This is a genomic window from uncultured Tateyamaria sp. (genome assembly GCF_947503705.1).
In the GTDB taxonomy this organism is placed as follows: domain Bacteria; phylum Pseudomonadota; class Alphaproteobacteria; order Rhodobacterales; family Rhodobacteraceae; genus Tateyamaria.
Map to the genome: position 1 here is coordinate 222,437 of NZ_CANNES010000005.1, position 14,850 is coordinate 237,286.

The 14,850-nt window shown below is 59.2% G+C and carries 12 protein-coding genes and 1 tRNA gene; 5 read left to right on the forward strand and 8 right to left on the reverse strand.

Annotation, left to right across the window (positions count from 1 at the left end; genetic code table 11):
* Positions 1-4: 4 nt before the first annotated feature.
* The 7 genes from Q1A44_RS13445 to fabI form a co-directional block, all read right to left on the reverse strand.
* Positions 5-1,042 carry a succinylglutamate desuccinylase/aspartoacylase family protein gene (locus Q1A44_RS13445; RefSeq protein ID WP_299625900.1) on the reverse strand — a complete coding sequence of 346 codons (1,038 nt, stop codon included), beginning with the start codon at positions 1,040-1,042 and terminating at the stop codon, positions 5-7.
* 112 nt (positions 1,043-1,154) lie between these two features.
* On the reverse strand, positions 1,155-2,663 hold the full coding sequence (gene trpE / locus Q1A44_RS13450) for an anthranilate synthase component I (RefSeq protein WP_299625903.1): 1,509 nt from the start codon (positions 2,661-2,663) through the stop codon (positions 1,155-1,157).
* Positions 2,663-4,507 carry a peptidylprolyl isomerase gene (locus tag Q1A44_RS13455; RefSeq protein WP_299625906.1) on the reverse strand — a complete coding sequence of 615 codons (1,845 nt, stop codon included), beginning with the start codon at positions 4,505-4,507 and terminating at the stop codon, positions 2,663-2,665. The genes trpE and Q1A44_RS13455 overlap by 1 nt, the downstream gene beginning before the upstream one ends.
* A gap of 76 nt (positions 4,508-4,583) precedes the next feature.
* Positions 4,584-5,759 (reverse strand): aminotransferase, encoded by a 1,176-nt coding sequence (locus Q1A44_RS13460; protein ID WP_299625908.1) that lies wholly within the window; start codon positions 5,757-5,759, stop codon positions 4,584-4,586.
* A 125-nt stretch (positions 5,760-5,884) separates the two neighbouring features.
* The gene (gpt, locus tag Q1A44_RS13465; protein ID WP_299625911.1) at positions 5,885-6,403 is read right to left on the reverse strand and encodes a xanthine phosphoribosyltransferase; all 519 of its coding nucleotides are present in this window, start codon (positions 6,401-6,403) and stop codon (positions 5,885-5,887) included.
* A 3-nt stretch (positions 6,404-6,406) separates the two neighbouring features.
* Complete coding sequence (locus Q1A44_RS13470; protein WP_366942605.1) at positions 6,407-7,015, reverse strand: LysE family transporter; 609 nt, start codon at positions 7,013-7,015, stop codon at positions 6,407-6,409.
* Positions 7,016-7,018: 3 nt separating this feature from the next.
* On the reverse strand, positions 7,019-7,825 hold the full coding sequence (gene fabI, locus Q1A44_RS13475; RefSeq protein WP_299625914.1) for an enoyl-ACP reductase FabI: 807 nt from the start codon (positions 7,823-7,825) through the stop codon (positions 7,019-7,021).
* Positions 7,826-7,960: 135 nt separating this feature from the next.
* On the opposite strand from fabI, the gene pdxH reads away from it, so the two are divergent.
* The 4 genes from pdxH (at position 7,961) to Q1A44_RS13495 (ending at position 9,916) form a co-directional block, all read left to right on the forward strand.
* A complete protein-coding gene (gene pdxH / locus Q1A44_RS13480) occupies positions 7,961-8,566 on the forward strand; it encodes a pyridoxamine 5'-phosphate oxidase (protein ID WP_299625917.1) in 606 nt (201 codons plus the stop codon).
* A 116-nt stretch (positions 8,567-8,682) separates the two neighbouring features.
* Positions 8,683-9,219 (forward strand): cold-shock protein, encoded by a 537-nt coding sequence (locus Q1A44_RS13485; RefSeq protein WP_299625920.1) that lies wholly within the window; start codon positions 8,683-8,685, stop codon positions 9,217-9,219.
* Between the two features lie 37 nt (positions 9,220-9,256).
* A complete protein-coding gene (locus Q1A44_RS13490) occupies positions 9,257-9,700 on the forward strand; it encodes a DUF192 domain-containing protein (protein WP_299626161.1) in 444 nt (147 codons plus the stop codon).
* A 139-nt stretch (positions 9,701-9,839) separates the two neighbouring features.
* Positions 9,840-9,916, forward strand: a tRNA-Pro gene (locus Q1A44_RS13495).
* A gap of 31 nt (positions 9,917-9,947) precedes the next feature.
* Here Q1A44_RS13495 and Q1A44_RS13500 read toward each other — a convergent pair.
* Positions 9,948-10,427: a hypothetical protein gene (locus tag Q1A44_RS13500; protein ID WP_299625923.1), complete on the reverse strand. Its 480-nt coding sequence runs from the start codon at positions 10,425-10,427 to the stop codon at positions 9,948-9,950.
* A gap of 512 nt (positions 10,428-10,939) precedes the next feature.
* Between Q1A44_RS13500 and Q1A44_RS13505 the strand changes: the two genes are divergently transcribed.
* Positions 10,940-14,611 (forward strand): vitamin B12-dependent ribonucleotide reductase, encoded by a 3,672-nt coding sequence (locus tag Q1A44_RS13505; protein ID WP_299625926.1) that lies wholly within the window; start codon positions 10,940-10,942, stop codon positions 14,609-14,611.
* The last annotated feature ends 239 nt before the right edge of the window (positions 14,612-14,850 follow it).

Sequence of the window (14,850 nt, forward strand, 5' to 3'; positions counted from 1 at the left end):
CGCCTCAGATAATTTCGTCTTCGTCAAAAAGCGGATCGGCCTCAAGCTGGGCGGTCAGCGCGTCAACCGTGTCTTCATCCGCCTTCGGGCTAAGCTCTGCCAGATGAAAAACCGCGTCTCCTTCGTTCACAACGGGCAGGACGGCCCGGCCGATCAGTATGCCCGGCTTTGGCGCAAGCAATTCGCTTTCTGTCCCGCCTGCGGGATCTGAAACGGCGGCCAGTACGTCGCCTTCGGCCACCACATCACCTTCGGCCCGGAAGGTACGCAAGAGGCCCCCTGATGGGGCGCGCAACCATTGCGAGGACCGGCACACAAGCGACGGGGAGCGGGCGCGTGAAATGCCCTTGGCGGCGATCATGCCTTGGTCGCGCATCACCCGCAAAATGCCGGCGACGCCAGCACGCACCGCAAATTCGTCAAAGCGTAACCCTTCGCCCGCCTCATAGAGGAGAACAGGCGTGCCGCGTTCGGCTGCTTCGCCACGCAAGCTGCCATCGCGCAGGGGCGACGTCAGGATCACGGGCGCCCCAAAGGCGCGGGCCATGCGGGCCGTTGTGCTGTCGCCGGGCGTCACGCGGATCTGCGGCAGATTTGTTCTGTGGATCGCGGCGGAATGCAGGTCGATCCCGTAATCGCAGCGCAGCACCACTTCGTTGAGAAAAATATGCGCCAGCCGCGACCCCAGCGATCCGGCGGATGAGCCGGGAAAGCAGCGGTTCAAGTCCCGTCGGTCGGGCAAATAACGGGAGCGCGCAAGAAAGCCAAAGCTGTTGACGATGGGCACAACCAAGAGCGTGCCACGCAACTTGTCCAGCTGCGGCGCGCGCAATAAACGGCGGACGATCTCGACCCCGATCACCTCGTCCCCATGCACGGCTGCAGAAACGAACATAGTCGGGCCAGTGCGGCGGCCATTGACGACTTCGACACGCAAATCGACCGGCGTGTGATCGGGCAAGGCCGAAACGGGCAGGGCGACTGAGGCACGCGCACCGGGTGAAATCGTGGTGGTTCCGATCTGAAACGCAGCGTTCGGCATCAGGACAGGTTTGTGGGGCGACCAGGTCCCCGTTTTTCTGTTCTATGAAGATCCTGCCCGAAGGGCTGATCAGCCACTTGCGCGTGGATCGGTCGATGCGCCAACGATGCGGTCACCGGTTGCCACCGCCAAAACGCGCCGCATCCTCTGCCGCGCGTCGGATGGCACCGGATTTGTGCACGGTCTCCATGAATTCAGCCTCAGGGTCGCTGTCATAGACTACGCCGCCGCCTGCCTGGATATAGAGCTTTTGATCCTGCACTACAGCTGTGCGCAATGCGATACACATGTCCATGTCGCCGCCCGCACTGAAATAGCCAACGCCACCGCCATAGACGCCGCGCTTTTCGGGTTCCAGCTCGTCGATAATCTCCATCGCGCGGACTTTGGGCGCGCCGGACACGGTGCCCGCTGGCATCCCTGCAAAGAAGGCGTCAAGTGCATCCTTGCCGGTCTCGAGCTCGCCCACAACGTTGGAGACTATGTGCATCACGTGCGAATACCGCTCGACAATGAATTCTTCAGTGGGGCGGACAGTGCCGATCTTGGACACGCGCGCCGTGTCGTTGCGGCCCAGATCGAGCAGCATGAGATGTTCGGCCAACTCCTTCTCATCCGCCAAAAGATCGGCTTCGAGCGCGCGGTCTTCCTCTGGTGTGGCGCCACGTTTGCGGGTGCCTGCGATGGGGCGGATCGTGACTTCGTTTCCAAAGACCCGGACCAGAATTTCGGGGCTGGCCCCGATGACCTGAAAGCCACCAAAGTTGAAATAGAACATGAACGGCGACGGGTTGGTGCGCCGCAGCGAACGATAGAGCGCAAAGGGCGGTTCGCGAAACTCCTGGGTCCAGCGTTGGGCCGGGACAACCTGAAAAATATCGCCTGCCTTGATGTAGTCGCGCGCCTTTTCGACTGCCTGCATGTAGCCCGATTTGGTGAAATTCGACACCGGCTCCGCAACGGCTCCAGCCTCGCCCAGATCGCGGGTTTCCGAAGGCATCGCGCGTTCCAGATCGCGAACCGCATCCATCACACGTTCGGCCGCTTGGGCATATGCGGCGCGCGCCGATTGCCCGTCGCTGATCCATGCGGGCGAAACAACCGTCACCTCGCCCTTGACCCCATCAAGCACCGCAATGACCGACGGGCGCAGCATGATCGCATCCGGCAGGCCCAGCGGGTCGGGGTTCACGTCTGGCAGATGTTCAACCAGCCGGACCATATCATAGCCCAAATAGCCAAAGAGGCCCGCCGCTGCCTGTGGCAGGTCCACGGGCAAGTCGATGCGGCTTTCGGCGATCAGGTCGCGCAGCACGTCGAGGGGGTTGCCCGGCATGTCCACAAATGCATCCGCATCATAGCGCGCCGTGCGATTGACGGCGGATGTCTCACCCCGGCAACGCCAGACCAGATCAGGCTTCATCCCAATGATGGAATAGCGCCCGCGGACTTCACCGCCGGTCACCGATTCCAGAACAAAGGCGTCCTTTTGGGCCCCAGTTAGCTTGAGCATTAGTGACACGGGCGTGTCGAGGTCAGCCGCCAACCGGGTATAGACGATCTGGTTTTGCCCCGCCGCGTGTGCTGCTGCAAAGGCGTCATATTCGGGGATCAGGGCCATCAGGGAAAGTTCACATGCACCGCGTCAAGCGCTTGCTGGTTGATCTGTGGGCCCGCGCGCAGCACCACATCTTCGCTGAAGATGGTAAAGATTTCGGCGGCCAGCAATTGGCCCATTTCTTCGCTCAGCGCTGCGGTTTCGGTTGCAGCCTCGGCGCTGCCGCCAATTGGCGTGATCCCGTCGAGCCGCACAATCAGGATTGAGCCAAAGCTGGGGATGATCCGGACGTCGCCGGGCTCCATGTCAAAGACTTCGGTCATGAAGGCGGGGGGCGTGCCTTGCACAAATGCGCTGCGGTCCAGATCGGTCTCGACAATGGAATCGAGCGCCTGGCTGGCAAAGCTTTCGCCTGCTTCCAGGGCAGGTACCACCGCTTCGGCCTGTGCGGTCAGCCGCTGTTCGGTTTGCTCGGCCTCCCAATTGCCCTGGATATTCAAGCGCGCCTCCTCAAAGGGGGCGGGGCGGGGCGGCAGGATTTCTTCAAGCCGCAGGGCGACTATGCCGCCTTCGTCCAATTGCACAATCTCGGGAAAATCGTCTTCGCTCAGCGCGGCGGCGGCGTCGCGGAATCCGTCGTAAGCGGCGATGCCCTCACCTTGTGCGGGAAACCAGTCGATGGTGCCGATCCGCATATCTGTTTCCTGGTCCAACTCTTCGAGGGTCGCACCACCGGCCAGCAAGTTGTCATACTCCTCGGCCAGTACTGCCACCTGACGGCGGGCCGCGTCGGACGCAAGCTCCTGACGGATCAGGGGGGTCGCATCCTCAAAACTGGTGTTCTGGGCGGGCAGAATGGCGTTTACCCTGAACAAGGCTGGTCCGAGCGTCGAAGGCAGAGGGCCGACGACATCGCCCACCTCAGCGTTGAAAACCGCTTCGCCCGCAGCATCCAGTTCGAGGCGGGACACATCGCCCAAGTCCACATCGCCAAGCGACAGGCCGCGATCCTGCACCAGCGCTTCAAAGGTGGTGCCGTTCACTTCCAACTGTGCTGCGGCTTGATCCGCTTCGGCTTCATCCAGATAAACGAGGCGCTCTACGAGGCGGCGCTCGGGCCGATTGTATTCGTTGATCCGGGCCTGATATTCGGCGCGCAGGTCTTCTTCGTCCACGGCAATCGTGTCGATCAGGTCATCGGGTAGCAAAACGGTGAAGGTTATGCGCTTTGTCTCGGGCAGCTCATAGTCGCCAAGGTTCGCTTCGTAGTAGGCGCGCAATACCTCATCGGAGGAAGGTTCCAGCGGTTCCGCCAGATCAGAGGTTCCAAGACGGCTCCACGTGAAATCGCGGGTCTCGCCGAGGAAAGACACCAGCGTTTCGGCATAGGTGTCGGGCATTGTGGTGCCGGACATGATGGCCGCCTGCAAGAGAGAGCGGGCAACCTCCTCGCGCAACTGGGTTTCAAACTCGGCCTCAGATGTGCCCGCTTGATCCAGTGCAAAGCTATAGGCGTCGCGGTCGAAACTGCCATCGACACCCTGGAAAGATGGGATGTTCAATATCTCGTCACGCAAGGCTTCGTCACCGACGCTCAGGCCCATTTGTTCCGCCTCGTGATCCAAGGCGCGGGCGCGCACGATCCGCGCTAAAACCGCTTGATCAAGCCCAATGGCGCGTGCTTGGGCGAAGGTCAGCGGGTTGCCGGTTTCGGCGCTGACCGCCTGAATTTCCTGGCTAAGGGTGCGGGCATAGAGGTTGATGTCGATATATTTGTCACCGACCTGGCCCACGGTGCGCAGGGTGCCGGTGAGGCTGGTGGCCCCAAAGCCGCCCAGGCCCAGGATCAAAAGACCCATCAGAATCCACACGGCGGTTTTCGAAAGTGTATTTGAGCCCTTGGCCATGCTTGCCCTCGCTTGGGATTTCTGCGCGTTTCACGCTGTCTATCCGGGGGCTGGCCCGCCGGCAAGGGCGTTTGGGTCAGAGGTCGAAAGCTGACAGCCTTGTGTACAATTCCGCGATGCCGCCTGCGTCCAGATTGGCAAAGGCGATGCGCAATTGTGCCGCCCCGTCAGGTGCGTTTTCGGGCCAGAACATAGTACCGGGCAGGCACAGGATCCCTGCCTCTTTGACCAACAAAGGCGCCAGATCCGCCGAGGACATGGCGAATGGGTGTTGGACATAAGCGAAATAAGCGCCGAGGCCCAAAAGCTGCCAACCCTTGACCGCAAGCTTTGGGAAACCATCGGTGATGGCGGCGCGCCGTGCCAGGATTTCTTCGCGCTCTCCGGCCACCCACTGGCCAAGGTTTTCAAGACCCCACAGGGCGGCGTGTTGCCCAATCTGACCGGGGCAGATGGCAACGGTGTCGAGAAACTTTTCCGCCTCGGCAAGGCGGGCCGGGGACGCGATCAAAGCGCCCACGCGGTGGCCTGTCAGCCTATACGCTTTTGAAAAGGAATAGAGGTGAATGAACGTGTCCTGCCAATCCGGTTGCTGGAACAGCGCGTGAGGTGGGCCGGACCGGCTGTCAAAATCGCGGTAGGTTTCGTCGACGATCAGAGCAAGCCCGTGGTCGCGAGCCAGTGTGTAAAAGGCCAAGAGCAAATCGGCTGGATATTCGACACCAGCGGGGTTGTTGGGGCTGACCAGCGCGATGGCACGGGTGCGATCAGTGATCAGGGCGCGGGCCGCGTCCACACTGGGCAGCATTCCCTCGCCTACGGGCAGAGGAACAGACCGAACCCCGGCCATGTCCAACCACATTTTGTGATTGAAATACCAAGGGGTGGGCAGGATCACCTCGTCACTCTCATCACATAGCGTGGCAATGGCGGCGGCAAAGGCTTGATTGCAACCCGACGTGATGGCCACGTGTTCAGGGCCAGTGGTTGCCTTGTAATGCGTGTTGATCTGAGCGCTGAGACCTGCGCGTAGGTCTTCATTGCCCAAGACTGGGCCATAAAGATGCGCGTCATCCCGTGTCAGCGCCGCATCGGCCATGGCCTGACGCAGTGCCTGTGGCGGTGGGTCCACGGGAGCCGCTTGGCTGACATTCATCAGCGGACGATCCGCAGGGAACGTCACGCCGTCCAACCAGCGGCGCGCCTCCATAACGGGGGGGGCGAATGTGGCGGCGGTGCGAGACAGGGGCATGGCGCGGCTCCGGTGGCTGGTGTCGGAGCCTCCGGCGGGGGTATTTTGAGCCAGCAGAGCTATCGTCTCTTACTTCAATTGGTCCAAAATATCCTTGCCGAAGGCAGGAATTCTCGTGTCGTGGTTCAGTCGGTGCCGCGATAAGGCTCAACATATTGAAGCGCCATATCCCAAGGGAAAAAGATCCATGTGTCTTGGCTCACGCCAGTGATAAACGTATCCACCTGGGGCTCGCCCGAGGGTTTGGCATAGACGGTAGCGAAATGGGCGTTGGGATAAAGGCTGCGCACCAGCTCCAGGGTTTTGCCGCTGTCCACCAGATCGTCCACGATCAGGATGCCCGTGCCGTCCCCCATCATGTCGCGGTCAGGGGATTTGAGCACTTCGGCGTCGCGACGCTGATCGGCTTTGCCGCCGCCCGAATGGTAGGATTTGACGCTGATCGTGTCGACGGTGCGGATATCAAGCTCGCGGGCCACGATCATGGCAGGCGCCATGCCGCCGCGTGTAATGGCGACAACCGCGCGCCAGCTGCCGTCATCGGGGCCTTTGCCATCCAACCGCCAGGCCAGTGCGCGGCTGTCGCGGTGCATCTGATCCCAGCTGACGTGGAACCCTTTTTCATGGGGGAGGCGATCTGCCATGGTTTATTTCTCCAGGATCAGGCGCAGGCCAAGCGCGCCCAAGAGCGTCGCGGCGATGCGGTCAAAGATGGGTTTGAGGCTCAGGTAGCCACGGCGCACCTGCGGGGTGCTGAGCGCAAGCGCGAGACCGGTGTAAAAGATCAACTCGAGTGCGAGGTGGTTCAGAACGATGAAGCCGATATCGATAGCCGCGAGGCCTTTTGGAAAGATCACGACAATCACGGCGGCGGCAAAGAGCATGGATTTCGGGTTACCGAAATTCAGCAACATACCCGACAGTACGGCTCGACCTCGTGGCAGGGGCGCGTTGCCCATCGGCGCGTTGGCATGGCGCCACGTCTGGATGGCAATCCAGATCAGATAAAGCGCGCCGCCGACTTTCAGGGCCGTGTAGGCCCATGGAAAGAGAGAAAAAACCACATCAAGCCCCAGCAGCGCCGCGAGCGTCCAGACCGCCGCGGCCATTCCGAGGCCGATACCTGTTGCAATCCCGGCGGTCCGCCCACCTGTCACCGTCGCGCGCGTGATGAACAGCATCGCGGCCCCCGGCGACAGGAGTGCCGCCAAAAGCACGGTGTTGAAGGCCACAAGCTCCGCCAGGGTCAGCGTCATGGATTAGCCCTTTGAAATATCGGGGGCGTCGACGGCCTTCATCCCAACAACATGATAGCCTGCGTCGACGTGCAGGTTTTCACCCGTGGTGCCCGAACCGAGATCAGAGAGCAGGTAGAGCGCCGATTTGCCAACGTCTTCGATAGTCACGTTGCGGCGCAGGGGCGAGTTATACTCGTTCCACTTCATGATATAGCGGAAATCACCGATGCCGGATGCGGCCAGCGTCTTGATCGGACCCGCCGAGATGGCGTTGACGCGGATGTTGTCCTTGCCCAGGTCCTCGGCGAGGTATTTGACCGACGCCTCAAGAGCGGCCTTGGCCACGCCCATCACGTTGTAATGGGGCATGACCTGTTCGGCTCCGTAATAGGTGAGTGTCACGGCGCTGCCGCCGTTCTTCATCATCTTTTCGGCTCGCTGCATCACTGCGGTAAAGGAATAGACCGAGATGTCCATCGTCAGGTTGAAGTTTGGCCGGCTGGTGTCGACATAGCGACCGCGCAACTCGTTCTTGTCGGAAAAACCGATGGCGTGGACGATGAAATCCAGGTTGTCCCAACGTTCTTTGAGGTCCGAGAACAATGCATCAATCGACGCCTCGTCGCCCACATCGCAGGGCAGAACGATATCGCTACCCAATTGGGCAGCCAGCGGATCAACCCGTTTCTTCAGCGCATCACCCTGATAGGAAAAGGCCAGTTCTGCCCCTGCATCGCGCAACATCTTGGCGATGCCCCACGCAATGGATTTGTCATTGGCCAGGCCCATGATCAGACCCCGCTTGCCTGTCATAAGTTCGTTTGCCATTGCACTGCCCATCCCGTCGCCGTTTCTGGCGCTCAGCTTTAGGCTATAGACCTGAGCGCATCAAGAGAGCGAAAGCGTGGTTGATCCGGGTTGGTCGCAGCGCTAGCTCTGATGGGAGCAGGAATGGAGACGAAAATGGCAGACCGTGATGGCAAATTTGCAGGGGACGACCCGTTCGAGATTGCTCGCACTTGGTTGGCTGAGGCGCAGGCGGCCGAGGTCAACGATCCCAACGCCATTGCCCTGAGCACGGTGGATGCAGGCGGTATGCCCAATGTTCGGATGGTTCTGCTCAAGGACATCGAGGATGACGCTTTTGTCTTTTACACCAACTACACCAGCGCAAAGGCAGGGGAATTGGATCAGGCAGGCAAGGCGGCGTTCGTGATGCATTGGAAATCCCTGCACCGTCAAATAAGGGTGCGCGGTGTTGTCACCAAGGAAGACGGGCCAAAGGCGGATGCCTATTATGCGTCCCGTTCTCTGAAATCCCGGTTGGGGGCTTGGGCCTCCGATCAAAGCAAGCCGCTTGATGGGCGTGCGAGCCTCATGGCCAAGGTTGCCAAAGTGACAGCGCAACACGGAACAAACCCGTCGCGGCCACCCTTTTGGGGGGGGTACCGGATTACACCGACCGAGATTGAATTCTGGGCGGATGGGGCGTTTCGCCTACATGACAGGTTCCGCTGGCGGCGCGAAAATCCCGGCTCTGCATGGGAGATTTGCCGCCTCAACCCATGAATTTCACGTGACGTGAAATGCAAGATAATGAAAATAAAAGCTTTTTTACTGCTTGAAAAGGGAGTGCAAAATATCGCAAGTCTTGGAGGCGACACAACACTCAAGAAAGACCCCACGTGTCAGAACACTCAACAGATACCGACCTTGTCACTGGCACAGTGAAATGGTTCGACCCCGTGAAGGGCTTTGGCTTTGTCGTCGCGGATACCGGCGGCCCGGATATCCTTTTGCACGTCAATGTGTTGCGCAATTTCGGGCAGTCGTCGATCGCGGATGGCGCGGCCCTGGAGATTCGTATTCAAAAAACGGATCGTGGCGTTCAAGCCGTCGAAGTGATGCATGTCGTGCCGCCTGTGCAGGACGCCCCACACTCCTTGACGGATATCGCTGAACTGGATGACGCCGACGTCGCCCAAGCGCCGCTGCAACCGGGGCGCGTCAAGTGGTTTGACAAGGGCAAGGGTTTTGGTTTTGCCAATGTGTTCGGCCATGCAGCGGATGTGTTTTTGCATGTCGAAGTGCTGCGCCGGTCGGGCTTGTCCGATTTGCAGCCGGGCGAGGCGCTGGCGATGCGGGTGATTGATGGCAAACGGGGGCAGATGGCGGCCGAAGTGCTGGCCTGGGAGGCCGCCTTGCCTCGTGAGAATGAATAACCTACCGTACCGTATGTGCGCCCGTGGCGCTTTTGCCATGCTGCTTTGGCCGGGATTGGCGGCAGTTGCATTCGCTGCGTGTCGGGACGACACAGTTTGGATCCGCGGCGAATTTGGCCAAGCCCGTTTCGCCGTTGAAATTGCAGATGATGGTGAAGAACGGGCTCTGGGCCTGATGCACCGCACCGAGATGGCCAGCTCTGCGGGCATGCTTTTCGTCTACCCCAAACCCGGTGCGTTGTCTTTCTGGATGCGTAACACCTTGATCGAACTTGATATGCTCTTTGTCGGCCCGACGGGTGTGGTCAAACACATCCACCACCGGGCCGTTCCACTGAGCGAAGAGCCGATAAATGGCGGGGATGGTTTGACCCACGTCCTTGAGATCAACGGCGGTATGTCGCGCCTGCTCGGATTGGATGTTGGCGACCAGTTGCGACACCCGAGCTTTGACCAATCCATTGCTGCTTGGCCTTGTTGAGTGGGCGCATCGGCGCTGACCTATGCTCGAATTGGTGTATCGCTCGGTATCTGGCAGTGACAAAGCGCAATTCTGACCCATTTCTGCTCGCGATAGGGCTTTTCAATTCGTCAAAGCATGTCTAAGAGGGGCGCACGGTCGGAGCGTGGCGCAGCCTGGTAGCGCACCTGTTTTGGGTACAGGGGGTCGGAGGTTCGAATCCTCTCGCTCCGACCATTTCCCCATATAACTGTTCTTTTGGATTTGCTCAGTCGTTGGCGGCGATGCCACCGGTGGCTTGCAAAAGTTCGTCCATCAACCGATCCAGCGACCTTTGCTTGAAATAGATGCGGCGCGGGTTTCCGGATTTTTGGATAACCTCGGCAAAATAGGACATCTCGACGAGAAAACGGTCGTCAATCGCATCGGTTTCTTTTTGAACAACAAGGGCGGGTGCTTCGAGTGCGCCGTCATATTGGAGCACAAGAAACGCAGCCATATCAGGCGGTGGCAGGATCCGGCATTGCACCACGGTGCGCGAGACCTGCATGATTTGGTCACCGGGCGAGTCGCAATTTGCCCGAAACGCATCATCCAGCGGTTCCGGCATTTGCTCAAAAAACGCGCGTCTCACGGGCAGGTCTTGTTCCGAAGTCACAATTGTCTCTACATATTGTGGTGCACAACCCGACACTGCGACGGCGATAAGGGCGAAAGCGGGTCGCAAAAGGGGCCTGAAAACGGACATGTTGCAAGATCAACATATTTTCCGCAGCGCGGCAAAACCTTTCTCGGTCGGCGGGCATGTTCTGTGGATAAGTTCAGCCAAAGCTTGCAGATGAACCTCTAAGTCCCATCATTTTCAGCAAAATCCAGATCGCGGCATGGGGACGAATTTTCGGCCCCTTCGTGCGTTGCGTGCAAATGAATCGGATGGCGTTTTGCCGCCCGAAAACGGCCCAATGGGTCAAGACAAAAGTTGTCAAAAAACTTTTAAAATTCCGTTGACGCAGACCCCGCATATACGTCACCTTGTGTGGGCTAGGTCCGATGCCACAACATTTAGTGATCAACGCTAAGGGCACGGGCCAAGCACGAGGGACAGAACATTCGCATTCTGAACGGTAGTCGGACCGTCTTGGGCATCAAGCCTGTGACGGTGCAGTGCAGTTTTGTACCGACGTGCAAGCAAGACAATTTGGGCCCCCGCAACGTCGGGTCAGCCTGGCAAGGTAACATGCTGGATAACGAGGCAGCGCGATGAAAATTGAAAGACAGTTCACCAAAGCCGGTCAGGACGCATACTCTGACCTCGATTTCGTCACCACCGTGTCTGAGATCCGCAACCCGGATGGCACAATCGTGTTCCGTCTGGACGAAGTGGAAGTGCCTGCAAAGTGGAGCCAGGTCGCAAGTGATGTGATCGCCCAAAAATACTTCCGCAAAGCTGGTGTGCCGTCCAAGCTGCAAAAGATCGAAGAAGCAAACGTGCCCGAGTTCCTGTGGCGCTCTGAAGCGGCCCCCGGCGCCGAGATGGGCGGCGAGACGTCCTCCAAGCAAGTGTTTGACCGCCTGGCAGGGGCCTGGGCCTATTGGGGATGGAAAGGTGGGTACTTTACCACCGAAGAAGATGCGCGCGCCTACTATGACGAAATGCGCCACATGCTGGCGACCCAGCGTGCCGCGCCGAATTCGCCTCAGTGGTTCAACACCGGTCTGCATTGGGCGTACGGCATCGACGGTCCGGCCCAAGGGCACCACTATGTCGACTACAAGACCGGCAAGCTGACCAAGTCCAAGTCGTCTTACGAGCATCCGCAGCCCCACGCCTGCTTTATCCAGTCCGTGTCTGACGATCTGGTCAATGACGGCGGTATCATGGATTTGTGGGTGCGTGAGGCGCGCTTGTTCAAGTACGGCTCCGGCACCGGCACCAACTTTTCGTCCTTGCGCGGTGAAGGCGAAAGCCTGTCGGGTGGCGGCAAATCCTCGGGCCTCATGGGTTTTCTCAAAATCGGCGACCGCGCGGCGGGCGCAATCAAGTCGGGCGGCACAACGCGTCGTGCGGCCAAGATGGTCATCGTGGATGCCGATCATCCCGACATTGAGGACTTCATCAACTGGAAGGTCATCGAAGAGCAAAAAGTGGCGAGCATCGTCGCTGGCTCCAAGATGCACGAAGAAAAGCTGAACGGCCTTTTCGCGGCTATCAAGGCGTGGGACGGCGCCGAAGCGGACGCTTACGATCCTAAGAAAAACAACGCGTTGAAGGATGCGGTTAAAGCGGCCAAGAAAGTTGCGATCCCCGAAACCTACGTCAAGCGGGTGCTGGACTATGCCAAGCAAGGCCACACCAGCATTGAGTTTCCGACATACGACACCGACTGGGACTCTGAAGCCTACAACTCGGTTTCCGGCCAAAACTCCAACAATTCGATCCGGGTTACCAACGCGTTCTTGACGGCTGTAGAGAAAGACGCGGATTGGGAGTTGATCAACCGCGTGAACGGCAAGGTCACCAAGACCGTCAAAGCCCGTGATTTGTGGGAGCAGGTGGGCCACGCGGCTTGGGCCTGTGCCGATCCCGGCATTCAGTACCACGATACGGTCAACGACTGGCACACATGCCCTGAAGATGGCGCAATCCGCGGTTCCAACCCATGCTCTGAATACATGTTCCTGGACGACACGGCTTGTAACCTGGCGTCCATGAATCTGCTGACATTCCTCAAGGACGGCGTGTTTCAGGTCGAAGATTACATGCATGCGGCCCGCCTCTGGACCGTGACGCTGGAAGTCAGCGTTATGATGGCGCAGTTCCCCTCCAAGGAGATTGCACAGCGGTCCTATGACTTCCGCACACTGGGCCTTGGCTATGCCAATATCGGCGGTCTGCTGATGAACATGGGCTTTGGCTATGACAGTGACGAGGGGCGCGCACTTTGTGGGGCGCTGACCGCGATCATGACCGGCGTGTCCTACGCCACATCCGCCGAAATGGCGGGCGAGCTGGGGCCGTTCCCGGGCTACAAGAAGAATGCCGACCACATGCTGCGCGTGATGCGCAACCACCGGACGGCGGCCTATGGCTCCACCGAGGGGTACGAAAAGCTGGCGGTGAAACCTGTTGCCTTGGACCATGCCAACTGCCCCGACGCACGTTTGATTGATTTGGCAATGTCGACGTGGGACGAAGCGCTGAAACTGGGTGAAAAGCATGGCTACCGCAACGCGCAATCCACTGTGATCGCACCCACCGGCACGATCGGTCTGGTCATGGACTGCGACACCACCGGTATCGAGCCTGACTTTGCACTGGTGAAGTTCAAAAAGCTGGCCGGTGGCGGGTATTTCAAGATCATCAATCGCTCGGTGCCTGCGGCGCTTGAGAACCTCGGTTATGGGTCGGCCCAGATCGAGGAAATCATCAGCTATGCGGTGGGTCACGGATCAATTGGTAACAGCCCCGCGATCAACCACACGTCGCTGGCTGGCCACGGCTTTGGTACCAATGAATTGGCCAAGGTGGACGCGGCTCTGGAAAGCGCCTTTGATATCCGGTTTGTGTTCAACCAGTGGACGCTGGGCGAGGAGTTCTGCACCCAGGTTCTGGGCATCCCTGCGGACAAGCTGAACGATCCGACCTTTGACTTGCTGCGCTCGCTCGGGTTCTCCAAGGCGGATATCGACGCGGCCAACAACCATGTCTGCGGGACAATGACGCTGGAAGGTGCGCCGCACCTCAAGAAAGAGCATTACCACATCTTTGATTGTGCCAACCCATGCGGCAAAATCGGCAAGCGTTTCCTGAGTGTCGACAGCCACATCACCATGATGGCGGCGGCACAGTCCTTCATCTCGGGGGCGATTTCCAAGACGATCAACATGCCCAACGATGCGACAATCGAGGACTGCCAGAAGGCCTATGAACTCAGCTGGTCGCTCGGGGTGAAGGCCAACGCGCTTTATCGCGATGGATCGAAACTGTCGCAGCCTTTGGCCGCCTCGCTGGTCGAAGATGATGAGGAGGCCCAGGAAATTCTGGAAAGCGGCGCACCCGTCGAAAAGGCGACCGTGTTGGCCGAAAAGATCGTCGAAAAGATCATCGTCAAGGAAATCATCAAATCGCACCGCGAAAAAATGCCTCAGCGCCGCAAGGGCTACACCCAGAAAGCCATCGTTGGTGGCCACAAAGTGTACCTGCGCACCGGTGAGTACGAGGATGGCAACCTTGGCGAGATCTTCATCGACATGCACAAGGAAGGGGCGGGCTTCCGTGCCATGATGAACAACTTCGCCATCGCGGTGTCTGTTGGTCTGCAATATGGTGTGCCGCTCGAAGAGTTCGTGGATGCCTTTACCTTCACCAAATTCGAGCCTGCGGGCATGGTGCAAGGCAACGACAGCATCAAGAATGCGACCTCTATCCTCGACTATGTGTTCCGCGAACTGGCTGTGTCCTACCTCGACCGCACTGATCTGGCGCATGTAAAGCCCGAAGGGGCCACATTCGACACGTTGGGTCAGGGCGAGGAAGAGGGCGTGTCCAACGTGTCCGAGCTTTCCGACACCGCGGCGTCCAAGTCTTTGGAAGTGCTAAAGCAAATCAGTTCGACCGGTTATTTGCGCAAGCGTTTGCCGCAAGACCTTGTGGTGCTGCAAGGCGGCATGGCGGATGCAACAGCCTTGGCGTCGGATGCCGAACTCGCCTTGCAAACTCTCGTGCCTGAAGTGGCCGTAAGCGGCGGTGTTGCGGTGTCGTCCACAACGACGGCGATGGCTAGCGGCGCGGTCAGCATGGACGCACGGACCAAAGCCAAGATGCAAGGATATGAGGGCGAAGCTTGCGGCGAATGCGGCAACTATACCCTGGTGCGCAACGGCACCTGCATGAAGTGCAACACTTGCGGCGGCACGTCGGGGTGTAGCTAAAAGCTACGTGTCCCGGGGAAGGGGCGCGAGGGGGCTTTGGTCGGTTTGACCGATTGAGGCCCCCGACGAGACAGGGTGGGGCGCGACTTTAGTCCTTCCCATCCTATTACAGGGGTGGAGCAATTCACCTCTGCCACACGGGGCGGGTGCGCTCGCCCCCGAACGACGTTCAGGCCGCAGGCAGAAAAGTACCGGGCGGTTAACATATTGAGCCTGAACGGCGAAACTACAGGGGAGCG

Bases quoted from the DNA above. Each gene is read 5' to 3' on its own strand.
- Q1A44_RS13455 (WP_299625906.1), bottom strand. From the start codon at position 4,507: ATGGCCAAGGGCTCAAATACACTTTCGAAAACCGCCGTGTGGATTCTG.
- Q1A44_RS13500 (WP_299625923.1), bottom strand. From the start codon at position 10,427: ATGTCCGTTTTCAGGCCCCTTTTGCGACCCGCTTTCGCCCTTATCGCC.
- Q1A44_RS13490 (WP_299626161.1), top strand. From the start codon at position 9,257: ATGCTGCTTTGGCCGGGATTGGCGGCAGTTGCATTCGCTGCGTGTCGG.
- fabI (WP_299625914.1), bottom strand. From the start codon at position 7,825: ATGGCAAACGAACTTATGACAGGCAAGCGGGGTCTGATCATGGGCCTG.
- Q1A44_RS13505 (WP_299625926.1), top strand. From the start codon at position 10,940: ATGAAAATTGAAAGACAGTTCACCAAAGCCGGTCAGGACGCATACTCT.
- gpt (WP_299625911.1), bottom strand. From the start codon at position 6,403: ATGGCAGATCGCCTCCCCCATGAAAAAGGGTTCCACGTCAGCTGGGAT.
- Q1A44_RS13460 (WP_299625908.1), bottom strand. From the start codon at position 5,759: ATGCCCCTGTCTCGCACCGCCGCCACATTCGCCCCCCCCGTTATGGAG.
- trpE (WP_299625903.1), bottom strand. From the start codon at position 2,663: ATGGCCCTGATCCCCGAATATGACGCCTTTGCAGCAGCACACGCGGCG.
- Q1A44_RS13445 (WP_299625900.1), bottom strand. From the start codon at position 1,042: ATGCCGAACGCTGCGTTTCAGATCGGAACCACCACGATTTCACCCGGT.
- pdxH (WP_299625917.1), top strand. From the start codon at position 7,961: ATGGCAGACCGTGATGGCAAATTTGCAGGGGACGACCCGTTCGAGATT.
- Q1A44_RS13470 (WP_366942605.1), bottom strand. From the start codon at position 7,015: ATGACGCTGACCCTGGCGGAGCTTGTGGCCTTCAACACCGTGCTTTTG.